Source organism: Sphingomonas piscis, assembly GCF_011300455.1.
Classification (GTDB): domain Bacteria; phylum Pseudomonadota; class Alphaproteobacteria; order Sphingomonadales; family Sphingomonadaceae; genus Sphingomicrobium; species Sphingomicrobium piscis.
The window spans coordinates 1,520,695-1,540,648 of record NZ_CP049869.1; the positions used below are offsets into that span (position 1 = coordinate 1,520,695).

Annotated in this window: 27 protein-coding genes; 13 read left to right on the forward strand and 14 right to left on the reverse strand. The window is 64.3% G+C overall.

All coding sequences use genetic code 11. The features are described 5' to 3' along the window. Window positions 1–63: 63 nt before the first annotated feature. The 10 genes from G7077_RS07585 to G7077_RS07630 form a co-directional block, all read right to left on the reverse strand. Complete coding sequence (locus tag G7077_RS07585; protein ID WP_166411173.1) at window positions 64–993, reverse strand: Gfo/Idh/MocA family protein; 930 nt, start codon at window positions 991–993, stop codon at window positions 64–66. Next, the gene (locus tag G7077_RS07590; RefSeq protein WP_166411174.1) at window positions 990–1,622 is read right to left on the reverse strand and encodes a 2-dehydro-3-deoxy-6-phosphogalactonate aldolase; all 633 of its coding nucleotides are present in this window, start codon (window positions 1,620–1,622) and stop codon (window positions 990–992) included. The genes G7077_RS07585 and G7077_RS07590 overlap by 4 nt, the downstream gene beginning before the upstream one ends. Next, on the reverse strand, window positions 1,622–2,503 hold the full coding sequence (locus tag G7077_RS07595; RefSeq protein ID WP_166411175.1) for a 2-dehydro-3-deoxygalactonokinase: 882 nt from the start codon (window positions 2,501–2,503) through the stop codon (window positions 1,622–1,624). The genes G7077_RS07590 and G7077_RS07595 overlap by 1 nt, the downstream gene beginning before the upstream one ends. A gap of 3 nt (window positions 2,504–2,506) precedes the next feature. Further along, entirely contained in the window at window positions 2,507–3,778 is a 1,272-nt protein-coding gene (locus G7077_RS07600) for a family 1 glycosylhydrolase (RefSeq protein ID WP_166411176.1), read from the reverse strand. Window positions 3,779–3,899: 121 nt separating this feature from the next. Continuing rightward, on the reverse strand, window positions 3,900–4,988 hold the full coding sequence (hppD, locus tag G7077_RS07605) for a 4-hydroxyphenylpyruvate dioxygenase (protein ID WP_166411177.1): 1,089 nt from the start codon (window positions 4,986–4,988) through the stop codon (window positions 3,900–3,902). Between the two features lie 163 nt (window positions 4,989–5,151). Further along, window positions 5,152–6,615 (reverse strand): RNA polymerase factor sigma-54, encoded by a 1,464-nt coding sequence (rpoN, locus tag G7077_RS07610; RefSeq protein WP_166411178.1) that lies wholly within the window; start codon window positions 6,613–6,615, stop codon window positions 5,152–5,154. Between the two features lie 9 nt (window positions 6,616–6,624). Continuing rightward, complete coding sequence (gene lptB / locus G7077_RS07615) at window positions 6,625–7,347, reverse strand: LPS export ABC transporter ATP-binding protein (RefSeq protein ID WP_166412396.1); 723 nt, start codon at window positions 7,345–7,347, stop codon at window positions 6,625–6,627. A gap of 61 nt (window positions 7,348–7,408) precedes the next feature. Continuing rightward, window positions 7,409–7,933: an LptA/OstA family protein gene (locus G7077_RS07620; RefSeq protein WP_166412397.1), complete on the reverse strand. Its 525-nt coding sequence runs from the start codon at window positions 7,931–7,933 to the stop codon at window positions 7,409–7,411. Window positions 7,934–7,938: 5 nt separating this feature from the next. After that, on the reverse strand, window positions 7,939–8,577 hold the full coding sequence (gene lptC, locus G7077_RS07625) for an LPS export ABC transporter periplasmic protein LptC (protein ID WP_166411179.1): 639 nt from the start codon (window positions 8,575–8,577) through the stop codon (window positions 7,939–7,941). A gap of 5 nt (window positions 8,578–8,582) precedes the next feature. Further along, a complete protein-coding gene (locus G7077_RS07630) occupies window positions 8,583–9,206 on the reverse strand; it encodes a ribonuclease D (protein WP_166411180.1) in 624 nt (207 codons plus the stop codon). Window positions 9,207–9,422: 216 nt separating this feature from the next. On the opposite strand from G7077_RS07630, the gene G7077_RS14300 reads away from it, so the two are divergent. From G7077_RS14300 to G7077_RS14140, 3 genes are all read left to right on the forward strand, one after another. After that, window positions 9,423–10,256: a cold-shock protein gene (locus G7077_RS14300; protein WP_166411181.1), complete on the forward strand. Its 834-nt coding sequence runs from the start codon at window positions 9,423–9,425 to the stop codon at window positions 10,254–10,256. A gap of 83 nt (window positions 10,257–10,339) precedes the next feature. Continuing rightward, window positions 10,340–10,702 (forward strand): GNAT family N-acetyltransferase, encoded by a 363-nt coding sequence (locus tag G7077_RS07640; protein ID WP_246167103.1) that lies wholly within the window; start codon window positions 10,340–10,342, stop codon window positions 10,700–10,702. Beyond that, entirely contained in the window at window positions 10,699–10,878 is a 180-nt protein-coding gene (locus tag G7077_RS14140; RefSeq protein WP_246167104.1) for a hypothetical protein, read from the forward strand. Before G7077_RS07640 ends, G7077_RS14140 begins: the two co-directional genes overlap by 4 nt. Here the strand turns inward: G7077_RS14140 and G7077_RS07645 are convergent. Both G7077_RS07645 and G7077_RS07650 read right to left on the reverse strand, forming a co-directional pair. Next, entirely contained in the window at window positions 10,853–12,463 is a 1,611-nt protein-coding gene (locus G7077_RS07645; protein ID WP_166411182.1) for a cisplatin damage response ATP-dependent DNA ligase, read from the reverse strand. The genes G7077_RS14140 and G7077_RS07645 overlap by 26 nt on opposite strands. A gap of 42 nt (window positions 12,464–12,505) precedes the next feature. Next, window positions 12,506–12,814, reverse strand: coding sequence for a hypothetical protein (locus G7077_RS07650; RefSeq protein WP_166411183.1), 309 nt, complete (start codon window positions 12,812–12,814; stop codon window positions 12,506–12,508). Window positions 12,815–12,970: 156 nt separating this feature from the next. Here G7077_RS07650 and rpmG point away from each other — a divergent pair, with 156 nt between their 5' ends. The 3 genes from rpmG to G7077_RS07665 all read left to right on the forward strand — a co-directional run bounded on the left by rpmG (window position 12,971) and on the right by G7077_RS07665 (window position 14,021). Then, window positions 12,971–13,138, forward strand: coding sequence for a 50S ribosomal protein L33 (rpmG, locus tag G7077_RS07655; protein WP_037498456.1), 168 nt, complete (start codon window positions 12,971–12,973; stop codon window positions 13,136–13,138). A gap of 200 nt (window positions 13,139–13,338) precedes the next feature. Further along, on the forward strand, window positions 13,339–13,575 hold the full coding sequence (locus tag G7077_RS07660; RefSeq protein ID WP_166411184.1) for a choice-of-anchor E domain-containing protein: 237 nt from the start codon (window positions 13,339–13,341) through the stop codon (window positions 13,573–13,575). Beyond that, window positions 13,572–14,021, forward strand: coding sequence for a PEPxxWA-CTERM sorting domain-containing protein (locus tag G7077_RS07665; RefSeq protein ID WP_246167105.1), 450 nt, complete (start codon window positions 13,572–13,574; stop codon window positions 14,019–14,021). Before G7077_RS07660 ends, G7077_RS07665 begins: the two co-directional genes overlap by 4 nt. A 17-nt stretch (window positions 14,022–14,038) precedes the next feature. On the opposite strand, the gene G7077_RS07670 is transcribed toward G7077_RS07665, so the two are convergent. Next, a complete protein-coding gene (locus G7077_RS07670) occupies window positions 14,039–14,425 on the reverse strand; it encodes a response regulator (protein WP_166412399.1) in 387 nt (128 codons plus the stop codon). 48 nt (window positions 14,426–14,473) lie between these two features. On the opposite strand from G7077_RS07670, the gene G7077_RS07675 reads away from it, so the two are divergent. Genes G7077_RS07675 through G7077_RS07695 form a run of 5 tightly spaced genes read left to right on the forward strand, consistent with a single transcriptional unit; the run spans window position 14,474 to window position 17,757 of the window. Then, window positions 14,474–14,740, forward strand: coding sequence for a DUF3572 family protein (locus G7077_RS07675; RefSeq protein WP_166411185.1), 267 nt, complete (start codon window positions 14,474–14,476; stop codon window positions 14,738–14,740). Continuing rightward, window positions 14,737–15,354 carry an HAD family hydrolase gene (locus G7077_RS07680; protein ID WP_166411186.1) on the forward strand — a complete coding sequence of 206 codons (618 nt, stop codon included), beginning with the start codon at window positions 14,737–14,739 and terminating at the stop codon, window positions 15,352–15,354. Before G7077_RS07675 ends, G7077_RS07680 begins: the two co-directional genes overlap by 4 nt. Then, window positions 15,351–16,094 (forward strand): SDR family NAD(P)-dependent oxidoreductase, encoded by a 744-nt coding sequence (locus G7077_RS07685; RefSeq protein WP_166411187.1) that lies wholly within the window; start codon window positions 15,351–15,353, stop codon window positions 16,092–16,094. Before G7077_RS07680 ends, G7077_RS07685 begins: the two co-directional genes overlap by 4 nt. 31 nt (window positions 16,095–16,125) lie before the next feature. Beyond that, window positions 16,126–16,587 carry a RidA family protein gene (locus G7077_RS07690; protein ID WP_166411188.1) on the forward strand — a complete coding sequence of 154 codons (462 nt, stop codon included), beginning with the start codon at window positions 16,126–16,128 and terminating at the stop codon, window positions 16,585–16,587. A gap of 33 nt (window positions 16,588–16,620) precedes the next feature. Beyond that, on the forward strand, window positions 16,621–17,757 hold the full coding sequence (locus tag G7077_RS07695) for a GNAT family N-acetyltransferase (RefSeq protein WP_166411189.1): 1,137 nt from the start codon (window positions 16,621–16,623) through the stop codon (window positions 17,755–17,757). Here G7077_RS07695 and G7077_RS07700 read toward each other — a convergent pair. Then, window positions 17,733–18,683: an isoaspartyl peptidase/L-asparaginase family protein gene (locus tag G7077_RS07700; RefSeq protein WP_246167106.1), complete on the reverse strand. Its 951-nt coding sequence runs from the start codon at window positions 18,681–18,683 to the stop codon at window positions 17,733–17,735. The genes G7077_RS07695 and G7077_RS07700 overlap by 25 nt on opposite strands. Window positions 18,684–18,817: 134 nt before the next feature. On the opposite strand from G7077_RS07700, the gene G7077_RS07705 reads away from it, so the two are divergent. Then, complete coding sequence (locus G7077_RS07705) at window positions 18,818–19,720, forward strand: SPFH domain-containing protein (RefSeq protein WP_425505273.1); 903 nt, start codon at window positions 18,818–18,820, stop codon at window positions 19,718–19,720. After that, window positions 19,720–19,914, forward strand: coding sequence for a type II toxin-antitoxin system antitoxin (locus G7077_RS07710; protein WP_166411191.1), 195 nt, complete (start codon window positions 19,720–19,722; stop codon window positions 19,912–19,914). The genes G7077_RS07705 and G7077_RS07710 overlap by 1 nt, the downstream gene beginning before the upstream one ends. The last annotated feature ends 40 nt before the right edge of the window (window positions 19,915–19,954 follow it).

Below are 19,954 nucleotides of genomic sequence, written 5' to 3' on the forward strand. Positions count from 1 at the left end.
AGTCCCGCGCTCCGAAGGGGTCATTACGCTCGGGAAGCGAAACTCCACAAGTAGGCAGTTGGCCTACATGAAGATCGGGTCGGCCTGCGTCCGCCGTGCAACCAGCAAGCAGTCGGCAACCAGGCGCAAGGGAGCGACATCGACGCTACTCCGGCGTTCGTCGAGAAGGTCGGCGAACTCGCGGTAGATTCCGGGATATTCGCCGGGGCTGTCGATGTCCTGCCGTTCGCCATTCAGGAACAGGTCGCTGCCGCCCCGTTCCAGCCGCACGTTCAGGCCGTCCGTTGTGGTGATCTCGATCGTCCAGTCCTCACCTTCCTTGCGCAGGAAGTCGAGATGGCAGGTCATCGGGCCATCGGCAGCGGGGCTGGTAAAGGCGATCTCACCCGCGACCGGCGTATGGGCATTGCTTGGAAATGCGAGGTCCGCCGACTTTACGAAGATGCCGTCGGGGATGATGCGGGTCAGGATTGAAAAGGCGTTGATCGCGGGATCGAAGACGCCAAAGCCGCCTGGTTCCCAGATCCACTGTTGGCCGGGGTGCCACTTGTGCACATCCTCCTGCCAGCGAACCTCCATCTTCGCGACGCGCTTGCCCGCGAGCGCGCGGCCCGCCGCCTCGGCGCCGGCGCTGTGCTGGCTGTGCCAGGTGGTGTAAAGCGTCAGCCCCTTGGCCTCCGCAAGGCAGGCGAGGTCGTGGATATCGGCCAGGCCGACGCTCGGCGGCTTTTCCAGCAAGCAGTGAAGCCCGGCTTCGAGGCACTCACGGGCAATGTCGTAGCGGACCGACGGCGGCGTGGTGATCGCCACCGCATCAAGGCCGTCCACACTCCGGATCAGTTCGCGCCAATCGGTGAAGTTGGGCTGCGGGCCCTTGCCCTCACGGCTGGAGGTGCCGGCAAGCTGGAACCGCGGATTGCTCTCGATCGACGGCACATGCTGGTCGGCGGCGATCTTGCCGAACCCGATGATTGCAACGCGAAGTGGCTTCATTGACGCTTTACCCCATGGACGTAGGCGGCCGCCTTAGCGGCAGTTTCCGCCGCTGTCTGTCCCGGTTTGTAGAGGCCTGAGCCAAGGCCGAAACCGTTGGCCCCTACCTCAAGCCACGGTTGCATATTGTCCGGCGAGACGCCTCCGACGACGAGGAGTGGGACCTGCTTGGGCAGAACCGCGCGCTGCGCCTTCACCACCTGCGGCGTGGCTCCCTCGGCAGGGAACAGCTTCAGCGCGTCCGCCCCAGCTTCGAGCGCTGCAAAGGCTTCGGAGGGCGTGAAGTAACCTGGCGCAGAGGCCATTCCGGCTGCGGCCGTTGCGGCGATCACTTGCGTGTTGGTGTTTGGGGACACGATCAGCTCGCCGCCGGCGGCTTGCACCTTTGTGACGTCTTCAGTCGTCAGCACCGTACCGGCGCCGATCAGGGCGTCATTGCCGAGCGCCGACGACAAGATGCGGATGCTTTCGAGCGGCTCGGGCGAGTTGAGCGGAACTTCGATGATCCGGATGCCCGCATCGAACAAGGCCCGGCCGATCCCATCCGCCTCGCCGGGCGTAACGCCGCGGATGATGGCCACGAGCGGGCATTGCGCGAGATAAAGGTTCAGCCTTTCCTTGGGGATCATCAGACCAGCTCCTTGATGCGTGCCATTCCCGCGAGGAAAACACGTTCACCGTCCAGTTCGGTGGCCCCACGGCCGGCGGCGCGGATCGCCGCCGCATAGAGACGGGTAAGTTCCGGGCGGGCCATCACGATTACCGGTCCTTCCCCGGCTTCCTTGAGGCCGATTCGGACGTCGCTGCCGATCAGCAGGCCGCTCGTGTAGGAGGCGGCGTCCGCGCGCTGCGCTTCGCCGAGAAGGACGCGGGCGCGGACCGCGAACAGTTCGGACTGCAGATCATCGCTGGTGAGGCCCGTGCGCACGCCCGCGTCGAACGCCTCGCCTTCGAGGGCGTCCTGCGACAGCAGATCTGACAGGATGCTGTGCTGCTTCAGGAGGTTGAACAGCTCCCCCGTCATCACGCTTCGGAAGTGCTGAATGCCGCCGTCGCGCAGGCTGACCCATTTGTTGTGAGTGCCGGGATGGCAAACGGTGCAGTCGGGCGGGATCAAGCCGGCGGCAACGGCGCCGAGCACCTGAACCTCCTCGCCGCGCATCACGTCGGCGCGGCCGTTGCCCACATAAGACATGCCCGGGACGATGCCGGCACCTTCCTCGACCCAGACGATCCCGTCGGCGAGTTCGCGAAGACCACCGGGGCAGGGCACGTAGGGCGCCTCCGCCCAGCCGCGGTTAGATCCGACCATTCCTGCCAACAGCAGCGGACGGTCGCCAAGGTGCGCCTTGATCTCGCCCACTGCGGAGTGGAAGCCGTCCTTCGGAACGGAGAGGACGCCCTTGCCATCCTCAAACTCACGGACACACTCGCCACCGGCATCGATCAGATAAGCGCGACGGTTGGTGGTGCCCCAATCGACCGCGATATAGCCGTCGTCCCAGGCCATCCTCTATTCGGCGGCCATCGTCTGATTTGCTGCCGATCGCCCGGCAGCATCGTCGTCGTCATATTCGCCCTGCTCGCCGAGCTTCTTGATCGGCACCACCAGGCAGACGCTCTGGGCCGGCAACACGTCCCGCCAGTCGGCGATCAGCTGCTTGTAGGCGCGGCCAACGTTGCGGATGTTGCGGTCGAGATCGAAGAGGCCGAGCGGATTGACGTTGCCGTTCTTCTCGCGAAGCGCAGTGTCCCAGTCGATCTGGTCGATCAGCGAGTACCAGGTGAAGCCGACGGTCGGGATGCCGACGTTGCGAAGGCGGAGCACATTGGCCCATTCCTTCCACAGCCACTTCACCGCTTCGTCGCCGTGCGGGCCTTCCCACAGGTTGGTCTCGGTGTGCATCACCGGCAGGCGGTAGCGGTTGTAGTACTGCCGCGTGATCTCGCAGTAGCCGAACGTCTCGCCCGCCGCGACGGTGTGCCCGTCGGCAAACACGCGATGCTCGTTGAGCATGTAATAATCGTTGCCGAAGATGCAGTTCTGCTTCAGCCGGTGATTGAGGAACCAATCATATTCCTCCTTGGTCATTCCGTTGCCGAGGAGGTATTCGTACATGTCGCTGTTGACCCGCCGGCCGTAGTTCAGGTCCAGCGACAGGAAGCGCATCTGGTTGAGGATTTCCGCCCGGCCGATCGCCGCGGGTGAGTCCGCGTGGTAATATTCCGACGATTCCGACTGGATGAAGATGGCGTCGTGCCGGCGCTTGAGGATCTCGATCATCCCCATGACGTTCGCGCGAACGATATGCTTGAGCGCGGTGACGAACGAGCGGTCGTCCTGCAGCTGCTCATTCCACCAGCCGTACTTGGCCGAGAAGACCGCGCAGATGAACATCTCGTTGATCGGCGTGTAGAGTTGGACCCACGGGTAGCGTTCGGCAAAGGCGCCGGCATATTGCGCGAACAGCTGCGGGAAATCCGGGTTCTGGAAATTGCCGATCCAGTCGGGAACGCCGAAGTGGCAAAGGTCGACGATCGGCGTGATGTCGCGGCGCTTCAGCTCGGCGAAGGTTACGTCCGAGAAGCTCCAGTCGTAGCGACCCGGCCCGAGGTAGGTCTTGTAGATGGGCGGGCCGTAGCGGAGATAGTTGATCCCGATTTCCTGAATGCAATCGAAATCCTCGCGCCAGCGCCGGTAATGGTCGCAGGCCTCCATCTGGTCGACGCGCGTTTTGCCGTTGTTGATCGTCGGGATGCTGTTTTCGATCCCGGTCGCGAACATGAAGTTGGCGATTGGTCGTCTCCTGGCCGCGCTTGAATTGATCCCCGCCCGCGTAGGAGCGGACGGGGACTAAAAGAGGCGGGTCGCATTTGGTTGCAAGTGCGAAACGCTCAAACCGCGATTAAATAACTCCGCGGCGCATCTGGTCGAGCTCGATGGACTCGAACAGGGCCCTGAAGTTGCCTTCGCCGAAACCCTCGTTGCCCTTTCGCTGAATGAGCTCGAAGAAGATCGGGCCGATGACATTCTGAGTGAAGATCTGGAGTAGCAGGCCCTGACCTTCGGTTGGCGCACCGTCCACCAGGATGCGGCGCTTCTTCAACTCGTCGTTCGGTTCGCCATGACCCTGCACGCGCTCGTCGAGCAGGTCGTAATAGGTCTCAGGCGTGTCCTGGAAGGGAATGCCGCGGCCGGAGAGCACGTCGACCGAGGAGTAGATGTCGCTCGATCCGAGCGCGATGTGCTGGATTCCCTCGCCCTTATATTCGCGCAGGAATTCCTCGATCTGGCTCTTGTCGTCCTGGCTTTCGTTCAGGGGAATGCGGATCTGGCCGCAGGGCGAGGTCATCGCCTTCGAAAAGAGGCCGGTCTGCTTGCCCTCGATGTCGAAATAGCGGATCTCGCGGAAGTTGAAGAGCCGCTCGTAAAACTCCGCCCAGTGGCTCATGCGGCCGCGGTTCACATTGTGGGTCAAGTGGTCGATGTAGGTCAGGCGGCTGTCCAGCTTCGCCATTTCCTCCTGCCAACCATCCTCGAAACGGAAGTCGACGTCGTAGATTGAGCCTTCGGCCCCATAGCGGTCGACCAGGTAGAGGCGCGATCCGCCAATGCCCTCGATGACCGGAATGTTGAGCTCCATAGGCCCGACATCGTTGTCCAGCCCCTTGGCGCCGAGCTCGATCGCGCGTTTGTAGGCGGCGGCGGCATCCTTGACCCGGAACGCCATGGCGCAGGCTGATGGGCCGTGGTCGCGGGCGAACTGCTGGGCGAAGCTGTCTGCTTCAGCATTGATAATGAAGTTGATCTCACCCTGCCGGTGCAGCGTCACGTCCTTGCGGCGGTGGCGGGCGATCGCGGGAAAGCCCATTTTGGTGAAGAGAGAGCGAAGCAGTTCGGGATCGGGTGCGGCATATTCGACGAATTCGAAACCGTCGGTGCCCATCGGGTTTTCGAGGCCGAGCGGACCCACGTCCAAGGTGGCCGTAGCCATAATAGTCTCCTTTCGGCTGCCCTTAGTTCGCAATAGTCACGGGCTTTGCACATGAAGTGCGAACTTAAGCCTGGTATTGCAGCCTTGTTCCAGTTGTCGGCGGCAGAGTCGCCACTCATGCCCAAGGTCTAGCCCGAAACGGCCTACCTAGGACAGGGGGGCCTCAGCCGCCCGCGATCTTGCGCTGGCGGCGGCGCTGGATGGAGGAGCCGATCCCCATCGCCTCACGATATTTCACGACGGTTCGGCGCGCGACGTCGTAGCCGCGGTCCTTGAGCATTGCAGCGATGGCATCGTCGCTGAGTATGTCGTCTTCCTTGGCGATGACGTCGGCGATGGCAGCCTTAACGGCGCTTGCCGACGCCGCGTCGCCGCCATCCTCGCCGCCCCCGACGCCCGACATGAAGAAATATTTCAGTTCGAACAGGCCACGGTCGCACATCAGATACTTATTGGATGTTACCCGGCTGACGGTGGATTCGTGCATTTCGATCGCTTCGGCGACCTCGCGGAGGGTGAGCGGCTTGAGGCCGGAAACGCCACGCTCGAAGAAACCCTGCTGCCGCTTCACGATCTCACCGACGACCTTGACGATGGTGCGGGCGCGCTGGTCGAGTGCCTTCACCAGCCAGCCGGCGCTGGCGAGGCAGTCGCTCAGCCAGGCGCGCGACGCCTTATCTTGCGGGCCGGTCTTGAGCTCCTGATAATAGCGCCGGTTGACCAGCAGGCGCGGTAAGGTGGCGCCGTTTAGTTCGACCGCATAGCCACCGCCGGTGCGCCGAACGAACACATCGGGCGTGACCCCCTCGGCTGCAGCTTGCGAGAATTGGCAGCCGGGCTTCGGATCGTACGCTCGAAGCTCGCGGATCATGTCGGCAAGATCCTCGTCATCGACCCCGCAGATGCGCTTGAGGTCGTTCAGGCGGCCCTTGGACAGGAGTTCGAGATTGTCGATCAGCCGCGCCATAGCCGGATCGTAGCGGTCGGCCGCCTTCGCCTGCAGCGCCAGGCATTCGGCGAGGCTGCGGGCGCCGACGCCTGCGGGCTCAAGCCCCTGCACCAAAGCGAGCGCCGCCTCGACGGTGGCGAGCGGGGCACCGGTGCGTTCGGCGACGTCGGCCAGCGGAATGTCGAGATAGCCGGTGTCTTCCAGCGCTTCGCAGATCAGGCGCGCTAGGTCTCCGACCGGGCCGGAGGCGCCGTGAAGCTGGTCCTGGAGATGTTCGGCGAGCGAACCGGCAGCATATTCGAGCCGGTCGAAGTCGAACGCCTCCTCGCCGCCGCCCGAGGTTGCGACATCGGAGAAGCTGTCGGTTTCCAGCGCTTCCCGCTCCCAGTCCATGTCGAGCGGCTGGTCGCCTTGAGCGGCACCGGAAATGAGGTCGTCGGCGCCGGGATCGTCGGGCGCGTCGAAGTCGTCTCCTTCGATTTCGGGCGCGGGCGCTTCGCCACCTGGCTCGTCGTCGTCGGAGCGGCTTTCCAACAGTGGGTTCTTCGACAACTCCTCGGCGATGAAGGCTTCAAGCTCCAGATTGCTGAGCTGGAGCAGCTTGATCGCTTGGGTCAGCTGCGGAGTGAGGACCAGCGACTGGGAGACGCGGATGTCGAGGCGCGGGCCGAGCCCCATGGCAAACCCTTAAAGGGCGAAGCTTTCGCCGAGGTAGAGGCGGCGCACCTCCTGGTCGGCCACCAGCGCCTCGGGCGTGCCCTGGAACAGCACTTGCCCATCGTAGATGATGCAGGCGCGATCGACGATGTCGAGCGTCTCCCGGACATTATGGTCGGTGATGAGCACGCCGATGTCGCGCTGCTTCAGTTCGCGGACCAGTTCTCGGATGTCGGAGATGGAAATCGGGTCGATGCCCGCGAAAGGCTCGTCGAGCAGCATGATGGAGGGGTTGGCGGCAAGGGCGCGAGCGATTTCGCAGCGGCGCCGCTCACCGCCCGACAGTGCCATGGCGGCGGAATCGCGCAGGCCGGTCAGTCCGAATTCGCCGAGCAATTGCTCAAGCCGGTCGCGCCGCGCCTGGCGTTCCGGTTCGGCGACTTCCAGGACGGCAAGAATGTTCTGCTCGACCGACAGCCCGCGGAAGATGGAGGTTTCCTGCGGCAGATAACCGAGGCCGAGAATGGCGCGTCGGTACATCGGCAGGTCGGTGATGTCCTGTTCGTCCAGGAAAATACGGCCGCTGTCGGGCTTCACAAGGCCCATCACCGAGTAGAAGCAGGTGGTCTTGCCGGCGCCGTTGGGGCCGAGCAGGCCGACCACCTCGCCGCGCGACACGGTCAGCGACACGTCGCGAAGCACGGCGCGTTTGTCGTACGCCTTGGCAATGGAGCGGACGGACAGGCCGCGCATCGCGGACGCGATCTCGTCCGGATGGTCGATCGGTAGAGCCTCGTTCACCGGGCTTCGTTCGCTAGCTGCGTTTCGGAACGGTGAAGTGACCGGTCACCCGGCCGCCGCTCTGGCCGATCCCGGGACCGCCGCCGTCAATCACCGCGCGGCCCGTGTTGAGGTCGATCACCAATCGGGAACCGTTCACCTGGCTGCCCTGACGGTTCAGCTGGACGCCGCCGACCAGGGTGATCAGTTTGCGCTGCAGATCGTAGATACCGAAATCGCCCCGTGCCGTTTCGGACGGGCTGGTGACGACCACGCCGCCGGCTGCATCGAGCCGCTGAATCTGGACTCCGCCCTGGCTGGAATAAGCGACGGTCAGCCTTTCCGTATCCATGGTGAGGTCAGCCTGCTTCACATGGACGTTGCCCACGAACAGCGCGCGGTCCGCCCGTTCCTGAACCTCGATCCGGTCCGCGGCGACATCAACCGGGGCGTCGCTGTCGTGCCCTTTGAGCGCGGACACAGGGCCACCGTTCTGGGCTAACGCGGCCGCGCCGACGCCCAGCAGGAGCGATGCAAGGATGGTGCCGGTCCGCCGCATAACCCTCATCTGACCGCCCCTTGCACGATTTTCAAGCGAGCGCGGCCATCAAGCACAACCTTGCGCTCCCCAAGGTCAGCGCGAAGCCGGTCGGCGCGGAACTGCCCGAGAGTCATGCTGCCTTCGACCGGACCGTCGCTGACCGCCGTCCGTTCCTTCATGCTGACATGGAGATCGCGGGTCTGGATCCGGTAATCGTCCGGCCCGATCACGCGGACGGGACCGTCGACTGCAACCGTCTGCTGCTCGATATTGTAGCGGCCCTTGTTGGCGCCGATCAGCACCGGGCCTTGGGTCAGGCCCAGCCGCGCAAGCATCCCCGTGATGTCGACGATGGGCACGTTGGAACTGGGCTGAACCGCGCGATTGGCGCTGATCAGGAATTTCTGTCCCCTATTGTCCTCACCGACGTAGCGCGCCGATTCCACGCGCATCCGCTCCGGCGCATTCTCGACCTTTTTCTTGTCGAGGATGAAGCTGACGTCTCCGCTCCGGTCGAGCGGTGCAAGCGCCAGGAAAGCGACCAGTACGCCCACCGCACTCGGCAAGCCGATCTTGGCAAAGCGGACCAGCTTGTCGTGCCGGCTGCCCGGCACCGCCCAATCCTGCCGCTGCCGCCGTTCGCGGGTCGCAGCCTCAGACATAAGGGTCAGCCATCATGAGCAAAAATGTCCTGCTCGGGCCAGCCGGCAAGGTCGAGCATTGCCCGCGCCGGCAGGAAGTCGAAACAGGCCTGGGCAAGCTCCGTCCGCTCTTCGCGCTGCAGGCGCTCATCGAGCCGTTCCTTCAGCGCATGGAGGAATCGGACGTCGCTTGCCGCATATTCCTTTTGCGCGTCGCTGAGCTCGGGCGCGCCCCAGTCGCTGGTCTGCTGCTGCTTGGAGATTTCGTGGCCGAGCAATTCCTTGACCAGATCCTTGAGGCCGTGGCGGTCCGTGTAGGTGCGAACCAGGCGGCTGGCCGTGCGCGTGCAGTAAAGAGGCGCTGCCATGAAGCCGAGGTAGGCGCGCATGATCCCGATATCGAAGCGGGCGAAATGGTAGAGCTTGAGCCGGTTGGGATCCTCAAGCAGGGCGCGCAGCCGCGGCGCCGCATAAGTGCTTCCGCGGGCGAAGCGGACGAGATGCTCGTCGCCGTGGCCGTCGGACAGTTGGACGAGGCACAAGCGGTCGCGGCCGGGGATCAGGCCCATGGCCTCCGTATCGACCGCAATCGGCCCATCGGCGAACGTCACCTCCGGCCCAAGATCTTCTTCGTGCAAGTAAACTGCCATTCGCCAATACCAACCTTGTTCGGCCACCTTGATTGCGGCGCTTCTAGCCGCCGGAGCGGCGCTCCTGCCAGCCTTAGACGATGAATCACTAGAGCAGGCCCACTTTTTGCTGTAAGCGGTGAACAGTGCGTGAGCAGAATCGCGCACGACCGATTGCGCTTTCGGGCCCGGCGCGGTGGTTGTTTCGAATACGGGCACAAGGAAGTTTATACCGGCATGGGTTTCGATAGAGGGCGCAAAGGCGATCGTGGCGGTCGCGGCAGGGACAAGCGCGACGGTTTTGGCGGCGATGAGTTCGGTGGTGGTGGTTTCGGCGGCGACCGCGGCGGATTCGGCGGCGGCGGTGATCGCTTCGGCGGTGGTGGCGGCGGCTATGGCGGCGGTGGCGGCGGTGGCTTCGGCGCACCGCGCGGCGGCGGCTTTGGTGGCGGCGGCGATCGTGGCGGCTTCGGCGGCGGCGGCGGCGGTGGTTTCCGCGGCGGCGGCGGTGGCGGCGGCGGCTTTCGTGGCGGCGGCGGTGGCGGCATGCCCCCGCAGGTGGTCGGCGAAGGCAAGGGCACCGTTAAGTTCTTCAACCCGCAAAAGGGCTTCGGCTTCATCGTCCGTGAGGACGGCGGCGAAGACGTGTTCGTGCACATCTCGGCCGTCGAGCAGGCGGGTCTCACCGACCTTGCCGACGGTCAGCCGCTGGAGTTCACGCTAGTGGACCGCGGCGGCCGCATCTCGGCGACCAACCTCAAGATCGACGGCGAGCCGATGGCGGTTGAGCGCAGCGGCGGCGGCGCGGCTCCGGGTGGCCCCGGTGGTGATCGCGGCCCGCAGCGTCAGCTGACCGGTGAAAAGGCGAGCGGAACGGTTAAGTTCTTCAACGCGATGAAGGGCTTCGGCTTCATTCAGCGCGACGATGGACAGCCGGATGCATTCGTTCACATCTCGGCGGTCGAGCGTGCAGGCATGCCGACGCTCAACGAGGGCGATCGCCTGGAGTTCGAGATCGAGGTCGATCGCCGTGGCAAATATGCGGCGGTGAACCTGTCGCCGGCGCAGTAAGCTTTCGGCATTTCGGATAAGAGGCCCGCTGGAGCGATCCGGCGGGCCTTTTTTGTTGCGCTGAGTTGGTGCAGGCGGGGGGTATGAAGCTCGACCTTGCCACGCCCGCCGACATCCCCGTCCTGCACAGCCTTATCGAAAGTGCCTACCGCGGCGAAAGTGCGCGTCACGGCTGGACGCACGAAGCCGACCTGCTCGACGGGCAGCGGACGGACGAGGATGAGCTTCGAGACATGATCGGGGATCCCGCCCAGCATATCCTCATCCATCGCGGCGGCGCGGGAGCCGATGCCTGTATCGCGATTGCCGAAAAGAGCGATGGATTGGTCTACCTCGGCATGATCACGGTGGATCCGGACCGGCAGGGTGGCGGGCTTGGCAAGGCGCTGCTTCAAGGGCGGAAGATTTCGCGGTGCAGTCGCTTGGAGCATCCCGGGCGGAAATGAGCGTAATCGAGCGGCGCACCGAACTCGTGGCGTGGTACGAACGGCGGGGCTACCGTCTTACCGGCGAACGGCGGCCGTTTCCGGTCGAGGATCCGAGAGCGGGACTGCCGAGGGCGGACGACCTCGATTTCGTGGTGATGGAGAAGGCGCTCAGGTCGCCAGCTTCTGCAGGTTAGCTAGGAGATCGGCTTCGTTCGCCGGCTTGTCGTTGCGAATTCGGCTGACCCGGGGGAAGCGCATTGCCAAGCCGGATTTGTGGCGCTTGCTGGCGTGAATGGAATCGAATGCGACCTCCAGAACGAGCGACTTTTCGACCTCGCGGACGGGACCGAACCTCTTCTCCGTGTGGCTGCGGATCCAGCGATCGAGCCATTTCAGTTCCTCGTCGGTAAAACCGAAATAGGCCTTGCCGACCGGCGACAGCTCGCCGCCTTCTTCGGGCGGCGCGGTCCAGCAGCCGAAGGTGAAATCGCTGTAATAGCTCGAGCGTTTGCCGTTGCCGCGCTGGGCATACATCAGCACGCAGTCGGCGGTCAGCGGATCGCGCTTCCACTTGTACCAGAGGTTCGCCTTGCGCCCCGTGACATAGGGACTGTCGCGGCGCTTCAGCATCATGCCTTCGATGCTTTCGTCGCGGGCCTGGGCGCGGATGTCGGCGAGCTGGTCGAAGCTGTCGGCCTGGATCAGCTGCGAGAGATCGAAGCGGGCGGGGTCGAGGCGCGGCATGAAGGCTTCGAGCCGCGCGCGCCGCTCCGACCAGGGCAGCGGGCGCAGGTCGTCGTCGCCGTCGAGCAGGATGTCGTATAGGCGGACGAAGGCGGGATAATCCTGCCGCATCTTGGCGCTGACCGTCTTTCGGCCAAGCCGTTGCTGAAGCGCGTTGAAGCTCGCCGCCTCGCCGCCGTGCGACTCCATACCCTGGCCGGAGCCGCGCACCAGCAGCTCGCCATCGAGCACCGCATGCTCGTGGAAGGCCTCGGCTATGTCGGGAAAGCTTCGGGAGATGTCGTCGCCGGTGCGGCTGTAGAGGCGGGTCTCGCCGCCGGCATGGACAAGCTGGACTCGGATACCGTCCCACTTCCACTCGGCGGCATAATCGTCGAGCGAGAGCTGCGCATCCTCCAATGGGTGCGCAAGCATGAAAGGGCGGAAAACCGGCAGGTCCTTTGCGGAGGGCTGCTCGCTGCGCCCCTCCGCCCAGTCGAATAATTCCGTGTAGGGCGGCGGAATGCCGTGCCACACCTCTTCCACCGCCTCGACCTCCAAGCCGAAGGCATCGGCAAGAGCCTGCTTGGCGAGGCGGGCGTTGATGCCGACGCGAAGCTCCCCGGTGGCCAGCTTCAGCAGGGCATAACGGCCGGAAGCGTCGAGATGGTCGAGCATGCCGGCGAGAATGGCTGGGGCATCCATTCGGCCGGCGGACCGAAGCCGCTCCACCGCGGCGCTGATGGTGATGGTGCCGTCGTCGAGGTCAGGCGGCTCGCCCTCCGGCACCGGCCACAGCAAGGACACAGTCTCCGCCATGTCGCCGACGTAATCGCGGCTCATGTACAAAAGGACGGGGTCGACGCGCTGTTCGGCGATAGTACGGACGGCGACATGCTTCACCGCCGGAATGTCGATCTCGCCAGTCAGCGCGGCGAGACCATAGCCACGGTCGGGATCGGGAGTGGCGCGGAGATAGTCGCCGATGAGCTTCAGCTTGCCGTTACGCGACCGCGTGTAGACGAGCTTGTCCAGCAGCTGTGAAAAGGCGCGCATCGCTCACGATAATGCGCGAGCGGCATAACGGTGCCGAAACGCTTAGCGGAGGCGCAACGCCAGCGCCGCCAGCATGGCGGTCGTGTCGGCAGGGGAGCGACAGGCAATTGCCTCGTCGACATGCTCAAGGCAGCTGCGTACGGCCACGCGATGTCCCGGGAGCAGGGCCATCTGCGCCGAGCAACGGGCGAGCTGTTCAAGCGCGCTCATGCCGTTCACCGAGGCGATCTTTCGGATTTCATCCATTCGGGCATGAAGGTCCAAGGGGGACAGACGCGGCCCACGTTCCTGGACTTCGGCGACGCAGCGCCCGATCCGTGTCCGCGCTGCATCCAGCGATTCGCTTGTCATGCCTTTGCCCCTCTCGGTACCGATGGTGGCCCAACTAGGTTAAGGGGCTGTTACAGCTTCGCGTCGCTTGACTTTTGGAGTGGGCAGCGCCAGAGAGCGCCCGACGTGAGCGGCGCAGAGCCGCTCTTTCTTTTTGCGAATCTCAGGACTCGAACGATGGCCAAGCCGGCAACCGTCAAGATCAAGCTCGTCAGCACCGCCGACACCGGCTTCTTCTACGTGACCAAGAAGAACCCGCGCAACCAGACCGAGAAGATGTCGTTCCGCAAGTACGACCCGGTCGCGCGCAAGCACGTCGAGTTCAAGGAAGCCAAGATCAAGTAAGCTTCCAGCGGCCGCTCCACGGCCGTCTGTCAGTCTTCCCGCCGCCGACTATGGCAGCCAGTGCGCTGCGCGCCCGGTTGTGCAGTCCATCTTTGAATTGCGCGCCCCGCGCGTCGGTGCGCTGAGCGCCTTCGGGAACCAACCGCCCCTCGATCCATTTCCTGTTTAACGGCGATTAGTCGCTGAACAGGGAACAAAAAATGAAGCTGAAAATGCTTTCGGCTGCGGTGGCGCTTGCCTGCGCGGCCCCGGTCCACGCGCAAGTGCTGAGCCAGACCGTGACGTCGGACATCACCGGCGTCGCCAATCAATTTTCTGGTTTTGACAGTGCGTTGGGATCGTTAAACTCGGTTCGGTTCACGGGCACCATCAGCGATCATCGTTTTCTTGAGATTTTCTCCCCGAAGGGCCATTCGGGAGCACGAGCCAGCCGGTGACGATCACCTCGTCGGGGCTCGGCTCGATCGTCTTCCCCGATGGTACTGCCTTGGCGACGGCTCAATTATTCGGAGAAACGGTCAGCACGGCGCCAATGGCGAACGTGATGGCGGCAGGCGCTTTCGACATCTTGTTCACCAGCGGGCTTGAACGGTTTCTTGCAGGCTCTTGGGGACTGCCCTTGAACGCGATTGCTGACGTCAGCCATGCCGCAGTCTCCCCAGGCGCACAGTCCCTGTCCCTCGTCCAGCCGGGTTGTTCAGGGGGACGAGGCTGCTTGTCGTCCGGGCCAGCCTTCGAGGGGACCTTCACCTTCAACTATAATCCGGCGGTTTCATCGGTTCCCGAGCCGTCGAGCTGGGCGATGATGATCTTCGGTTTCGGCGCCGTCGGCTGGGTAGCGCGGCGTCGGCGGCGGACGGGTCCGCAGGTCCGCGTTGCCTAAACCTGGCGCGCGGGTCGTCAGACGGAAGCGGGGACCTCCGCGACGGGCACCGGATTCAACAGGGCGTCGACCTGGGACACGAACTTTACCACGGAAATCGGTTTGGACACGTAGGATTGCGCCCCGGCTTCCCGTGCGCGCTCTTCGTCGCCGACTGCCGAATAAGCGGTGACCGCCATGACGGGCACCTCTCGAAGACCCTCGTCGCTCCTGACCATCCGGATCAGTTCCAGTCCGTTGACGTGGGGAAGCTGGATGTCGGTGATGATGAGGTCGGGCAGGAATTCCCGGGCGAGGTCCAGTGCCTGTCGGCTGTCCGTCACTGCCTTGGGTTCATGTCCATGGGCGGCAAGCAGGTCGCAGAACAGCTTGATGTTCAGCGCATTGTCTTCGACAATCAGGATCTTGGCCAATCCGCGTCCTCGATCTCACCTGTTCCGCGAGCCTAAGCGATGCCGCTTGAATCACCAAATGACCCGACGACACTTGCACTCGCCGCGCTCACGGCAACGTTGAAGGACGAACGCCGAGCGCAACGGTTCCTTGAGCTGACCGGAATTGGGACGGACGAGTTGCGCTCCGGCCTCGGCAATCCGCGGCTACTGGCGGCGGTCCTGTCCTTTCTGGAGGCGCATGAGCCCGATCTGGTCGCGGTTGCGGAGGAGGTCGGGGTGAAGCCGGAAGCGTTGGTCCGCGCGCGACAGGAGCTGGAGGCATGACGCGCCCGCTCCTGATCACCGATTGCGATGAAGTGCTGCTGCACATGGTTAGCCATTTCGCGGAATGGCTGGACGAAGATCATGCGATCGACTTCGACCTGTCGAGGTCGGACTTTGCCGGGGCACTGAGCGACCGCGCCACCGGCGAGACGTTGACGACCGAGCGGGTGTGGCCTTTGCTCGACCTGTTCTTCCGCGAGGAAATGGGCCGGCAAACGGTGGTGCCGGGCGCGATCGATGCGCTGGAGCGGATCGGCGCGGTCGCAGATATCGTCATCCTCACCAACCTGATCGACGAGGCGCATCCATGGCGCGTGGAGCAACTCGCCGGTCACGGCATCGCGCACGAGGTGGTCTGCAACCAGGGCGGGAAAGGCCCGCCGGTGCGGGCGCTGGCGCGGCGTCATGACGCCGATGTGGTGGTGTTCGTTGACGATCTGCCGGTGCACCACAAATCAGTGGCCGAGCATGCGCCGGAGGTGTGGCGCCTGCACATGATCGCGGAGCCTAAGCTTGCGGTCACGACACCGCCGTCGCCGCATGCGCATGCGCGGATCGACGACTGGCCGAGCGCGTGTGAGTGGATCTTGAGCAAGTTTGAGGAAGTAAGATGAGCAAGACCATCCTGATCACCGGGGTCACCGCCGGCATCGGCCTGGCCGCCGCGCGCCGCTTCGCAGGCGAGGGGTGGCGGGTGATCGGCACCGGGAGGCGCGGGGACCGGTTGCGGGCGCTCGCCGAAGAGCTTGGCGATGTTTTCTTGCCGCTGGAGATCGACATGCGCGATCTTGATGCTCTAGGCCAGCTTGGACAGCTGAAGGCGCCGTGGGGCGAGGTCGACCTGTTGCTCAACAATGCCGGCTTTGCGCCGCCGCAAAGTGCAATGCCCGAAGGCGACTGGGGCGTGATGGGATCGGCGATCGCGACCAACATCACCGGCCTGGTGGCATTGACCAAGGCGGTGCTGCCCAAGTTGATCGAGCGCCGCGGCCACGTGGTAAACCTGGCGTCAATCGCGGCGACCTACCCCTACAAGGGCGGGGCGGTGTATGGGGGGACCAAGGCCTTCGTCCGACAGTTCTCGCTCGACCTGCGTTGCGACCTGGAAGGCACCGGCGTTCGCGTGACGTCGATCGAACCGGGCATGGTCGAGACGGAGTTCACGGTCGTGCGCACCGGCAGCCAGGAGGCGTCGGACAAGCTTTATGCGAACATGAACCCGCTGACCGCCGAGGACATCGCCGAGCAGGTGTGGTGGGTGGCAAACCTGCCGCCTCACGTGAACATCAATGCGCTTGAGATCATGCCGGTGAACCAGACCTGGGCTGGGTTTGCCGTTCATCGGGAGGGTTGATTCAAGGCTGCGCGAGTGCTTGGAGCCGCCGATGAGCATCGATCAGCGCCTTGCCGAGCTTGGCATCACCCTTCCCCAACCCGCAGCTCCGGTCGCGGCCTACGTGCCCGCTGTGGAGCATGACGGAATGCTCCACATCTCCGGTCAGATCAGCTTTGCCGAGGACGGCAGCCTGATCAAAGGACGGCTTGGCGATGACGTTGACATCGAGGCGGGGATCGCAGCGGCGCGGCGGTGCGGAATTATGCTGCTGGCGCAGATCAAGCTGGCGCTGGGTTCGCTCGACCGGGTCGAGCGTGTGGTGAAACTGGCCGTGTTCGTGAACAGCACACCCGACTTCGTCGACCAGCCCAAGGTGGCGAACGGCGCGTCCGAGCTGATGCAGGACGTATTCGGCGACGCCGGCAAGCACGCGCGCTCCGCGGTGGGTGTAGCGGTGCTTCCGCTTGGCGTCGCGGTCGAGGTGGATGCCGTGATTGCGGTGAAGCGCTGACGCCACTTCACTACGGAGCGCGTTGAGCCGACCATGGCCGACCGCGACGCCGATATCATCGTTCGAGTGGACACGGGCGTCGGTGCGGTCGACGCCGCCGACTGGGATCGGCTTGCGGGCGGGGATCCCTTCCTGCGCCATTCCTTCCTGAGCGCGCTTGAGACGTCGGGCAGTGTCGGGGGGCAGAGCGGCTGGTCGCCGGCGCCTTTACTGGTCGAGCGCGATGGCCAGCTGATCGGGGCGGCGCCGGCCTATCTCAAGAGCCACAGCCAGGGCGAATATGTGTTTGACCATGGTTGGGCCGACGCTTGGGCCCGGGCGGGCGGGCGCTACTATCCCAAGCTTCAGATTGCGGTGCCGTTCACGCCGGTACCGGGTTCGCGGTTGCTGGGCGACGCGCCGCAGCAGCTCCTTGCCGGCGCCGAGGCGCTGACGGAGCAGAACGGGCTGTCATCGGCGCACATCACCTTTATCGACGAGGATGACGCCACCCAGGCAGCGTATCGCGAATGGCTGATCCGCCACGGCATCCAGTATCATTGGTTCAATCGCGGCTACGGCAGCTTTGACGATTTCCTGGGAGCGCTGAGCAGCCGCAAGCGCAAGGTCATTCGCAAGGAGCGGCGCGAGGCGGTGACGGGGCTCGAGGTCGTGACCCTGCGCGGTGCCGAGATCAGGCCGGAACATTGGGCGGCGATGTGGGCCTTCTACCAGGACACCGGAAGCCGGAAGTGGGGCTCGCCCTACCTGACGCGGCGCTTCTTCGACCTGGCGGGCGCGGCGATGGGCGAGTCGGCGTTGCTGTTCCTGGCGCGTCGTGACGGCGAGCCGATCGCCGGTGCGCTCAACCTGATCGGTCCGGACGCGCTGTATGGGCGCTATTGGGGAACGCTTGCCGAACTGCCCTTCCTCCACTTCGAGCTCAGTTATTACCGCGCCATCGAATGGGCGATCGCAAACGGGCTGAAGACGGTGCAGGCCGGCGCGCAGGGCGAGCATAAAGTAGCGCGCGGCTATGAGCCGGTGATCACGCGATCGGCGCACTTCATCCCGAACCCGAGCTTTCGCGCGGCGGTGGCGGACTTCATCGAGCGGGAGAAGGAGGGGGTGGCGCAGGAGAGGGAGTGGATCGGGCAGAGCCTGCCCTACCGCTCCTCCGACTCCGAGTAGAGCGCCACTTTACGCCCAGTGGCGTCAGCCATCCCCCGGTACATGCCCTTCGTGTTGAAGGAGAAGACGCGCTCTCCCTTGGGTGTGACCACGATCACCCCGCCATCGCCGCCGAGGGATTTCACCTCGGCAAGCACAGCGTCGGCCGCCGTCTGCGCATCTTCGCCCTTGTGGCGGATACGGGCGCAAATCTCATGTGCGACGCCAGCGCGGATGAAATACTCGCCCCAGCCTGTGGCCGACACGGCGCAGGCACGGTCGTCGGCATAAGTGCCGGCGCCGATCACCGGACTGTCGCCGACGCGGCCCCATTTCTTGCCCATCATCCCGCCCGTCGAGGTTCCCGCAGCGACATGTCCGTGGCTGTCGAGCGCGACGGCGCCCACCGTGCCATATTTATACTCGACCGTCAGCGCGCTGAGCCTCTTTGCCTTCATCTCTTCCAGCTGCTTCTTGCGTTCGGGCAGGATGAAATAATCTTGTTCGGCCTGTTCCAGCCCCTGTTCGCGGGAGAAGCGGTCGGCGCCGGCGGCCGCGAGCATCACGTGCGGGCTCTTCTCCATCACCGCGCGAGCAAGGCGAATCGGATTCTTGGTCCCCGTCACGCCCGCGACCGCACCCGCGGCGCGTGTGCTGCCGTCCATGATCGACGCATCGAGCTCCGCCCGGCCGTCGTCCGTGATCACCGCGCCCTTGCCAGCGTTGAAATTGGGATCGTCCTCAAGCACGCGGATGGCCGCTTCGATCGCATCCAGCGCCTTGCCGCCGGACGACAGCACTTGCTCCCCCGCGGCGAGCGCCCGGTCGAGACCGGCGCGGACTGCGGCCTCCTTCTCCGGCTTGTGCCTGGCCCGCTCGATGGCGCCGGCGCCGCCATGGACCACAAGCTTCCATTCGCTCGGCGCGGCATTCGCCTGACTGCTCATCAAGAAGGCTCCAACCAATAACCATGACGTTCGCATAAGCGTCCTCCGCCCAACGCTCTAGCAGATCGTCCGGACATTCTTGACCTCCCTCTGAGTCGATATTAAAATGATATCACTTAAACAGGGAGAGAGACGTGAACGCACCTCATGTGATTGGGCTGAACCCCAGCCGCGAACGGCCGGCAAGCACGTTCAGCGGGTATGTCATGTTGATTCTTCTGCTTGGCACAGCTGGCCTCGCGGCCTTCGGCTTCTCGCAATTGGTCCAGGACCAGGCAGGTCCGGTCGCTTTTCTGGCTCTAGGAACCGGTGCGGTCCTTTCCATCCTGATCCTGTGCGGCTTCTACATGCTCCAGCCGAACCAGGCGGCGGCGATTACCTTATTCGGCGATTATCGGGGCAGCGACCGGGTCACGGGGCTGCGCTGGACCTGGCCGTGGATGATGCGGAAGAAGGTGTCCGTCCGCGCCAACAACTTCATCTCGGACCGAATCAAGGTCAACGATCTGCGCGGCAACCCGATTGAAATGGCGGCGCAGATCGTCTGGCGGGTGGTCGACACGGCGCAGGCGTTGTTCGATGTCGACGATTACCGTGCTTTCGTGAATGTGCAGGTGGAGGCGGCGATCCGCACCATCGGATCGCGCTATCCCTATGACGATTTCGAGCATCAGGAGGTGACCCTGCGCGGCAATCACGATCAGGTCGGAAGCGAGCTTCGGGCCGAATTGATCGAGCGGCTGGCCGTTGCCGGCATCACGGTCGACGAATGCGGCTTCACCCACCTCGCTTACGCGCAGGAGATTGCCGGCGCGATGCTTCGCAGGCAGCAGGCGCAGGCAGTTGTCGCCGCGCGCCAGACCTTGGTCGAAGGCGCGGTTGGGATGGTCGAAATGGCGCTGGACCAATTGTCCGCCAAGAACGTGGTCGAACTGGACGACGAGCGCCGAGCGGCGATGGTCTCCAACCTGATGGTGGTGCTGTGCGGTGAGCGCGACACCCAGCCCGTGGTCAACACCGGCACGCTTTATCAGTAATGCCGGATCGCAAGGCCTTTCCGCTGCGCGTCGACCCCGCCTTGTGGGCGGCGGTCGAACGCGCGGCGGCCTGCGACCTCCGAAGCGTCAATGCTGAGGTGGAATGCCTGCTTCGTGAGGCTTTGAAGTCGCGCGGGATCAAACTTGAGCCTCCCCAGGCGGTTAAGCGGGGTCGCCCGCCGAAAGTCGACTAAAGCCTTGCTTTGATTGAGTCGGCGGGAGCGACTATATGGC

Excerpts from the sequence above, each read along its gene's own strand:
- G7077_RS07710 (WP_166411191.1), top strand. The coding sequence starts at position 19,720 with ATGCCGGATCGCAAGGCCTTTCCGCTGCGCGTCGACCCCGCCTTGTGG.
- G7077_RS07595 (WP_166411175.1), bottom strand. The coding sequence starts at position 2,503 with ATGGCCTGGGACGACGGCTATATCGCGGTCGATTGGGGCACCACCAAC.
- G7077_RS07690 (WP_166411188.1), top strand. The coding sequence starts at position 16,126 with ATGAGCATCGATCAGCGCCTTGCCGAGCTTGGCATCACCCTTCCCCAA.
- G7077_RS07675 (WP_166411185.1), top strand. The coding sequence starts at position 14,474 with ATGCCGCTTGAATCACCAAATGACCCGACGACACTTGCACTCGCCGCG.
- G7077_RS07645 (WP_166411182.1), bottom strand. The coding sequence starts at position 12,463 with ATGCGCGCCTTTTCACAGCTGCTGGACAAGCTCGTCTACACGCGGTCG.
- G7077_RS07620 (WP_166412397.1), bottom strand. The coding sequence starts at position 7,933 with ATGCGGCGGACCGGCACCATCCTTGCATCGCTCCTGCTGGGCGTCGGC.
- rpoN (WP_166411178.1), bottom strand. The coding sequence starts at position 6,615 with ATGGGGCTCGGCCCGCGCCTCGACATCCGCGTCTCCCAGTCGCTGGTC.
- G7077_RS14300 (WP_166411181.1), top strand. The coding sequence starts at position 9,423 with ATGGGTTTCGATAGAGGGCGCAAAGGCGATCGTGGCGGTCGCGGCAGG.
- G7077_RS07630 (WP_166411180.1), bottom strand. The coding sequence starts at position 9,206 with ATGGCAGTTTACTTGCACGAAGAAGATCTTGGGCCGGAGGTGACGTTC.
- G7077_RS07685 (WP_166411187.1), top strand. The coding sequence starts at position 15,351 with ATGAGCAAGACCATCCTGATCACCGGGGTCACCGCCGGCATCGGCCTG.
- G7077_RS07700 (WP_246167106.1), bottom strand. The coding sequence starts at position 18,683 with ATGAGCAGTCAGGCGAATGCCGCGCCGAGCGAATGGAAGCTTGTGGTC.
- G7077_RS07600 (WP_166411176.1), bottom strand. The coding sequence starts at position 3,778 with ATGTTCGCGACCGGGATCGAAAACAGCATCCCGACGATCAACAACGGC.
- lptB (WP_166412396.1), bottom strand. The coding sequence starts at position 7,347 with ATGCGCGGCCTGTCCGTCCGCTCCATTGCCAAGGCGTACGACAAACGC.
- G7077_RS07680 (WP_166411186.1), top strand. The coding sequence starts at position 14,737 with ATGACGCGCCCGCTCCTGATCACCGATTGCGATGAAGTGCTGCTGCAC.
- lptC (WP_166411179.1), bottom strand. The coding sequence starts at position 8,577 with ATGTCTGAGGCTGCGACCCGCGAACGGCGGCAGCGGCAGGATTGGGCG.
- G7077_RS14140 (WP_246167104.1), top strand. The coding sequence starts at position 10,699 with ATGAGCGTAATCGAGCGGCGCACCGAACTCGTGGCGTGGTACGAACGG.
- G7077_RS07650 (WP_166411183.1), bottom strand. The coding sequence starts at position 12,814 with ATGACAAGCGAATCGCTGGATGCAGCGCGGACACGGATCGGGCGCTGC.
- G7077_RS07590 (WP_166411174.1), bottom strand. The coding sequence starts at position 1,622 with ATGATCCCCAAGGAAAGGCTGAACCTTTATCTCGCGCAATGCCCGCTC.
- rpmG (WP_037498456.1), top strand. The coding sequence starts at position 12,971 with ATGGCCAAGCCGGCAACCGTCAAGATCAAGCTCGTCAGCACCGCCGAC.
- G7077_RS07695 (WP_166411189.1), top strand. The coding sequence starts at position 16,621 with ATGGCCGACCGCGACGCCGATATCATCGTTCGAGTGGACACGGGCGTC.
- hppD (WP_166411177.1), bottom strand. The coding sequence starts at position 4,988 with ATGGCTACGGCCACCTTGGACGTGGGTCCGCTCGGCCTCGAAAACCCG.
- G7077_RS07640 (WP_246167103.1), top strand. The coding sequence starts at position 10,340 with ATGAAGCTCGACCTTGCCACGCCCGCCGACATCCCCGTCCTGCACAGC.
- G7077_RS07585 (WP_166411173.1), bottom strand. The coding sequence starts at position 993 with ATGAAGCCACTTCGCGTTGCAATCATCGGGTTCGGCAAGATCGCCGCC.
- G7077_RS07660 (WP_166411184.1), top strand. The coding sequence starts at position 13,339 with ATGAAGCTGAAAATGCTTTCGGCTGCGGTGGCGCTTGCCTGCGCGGCC.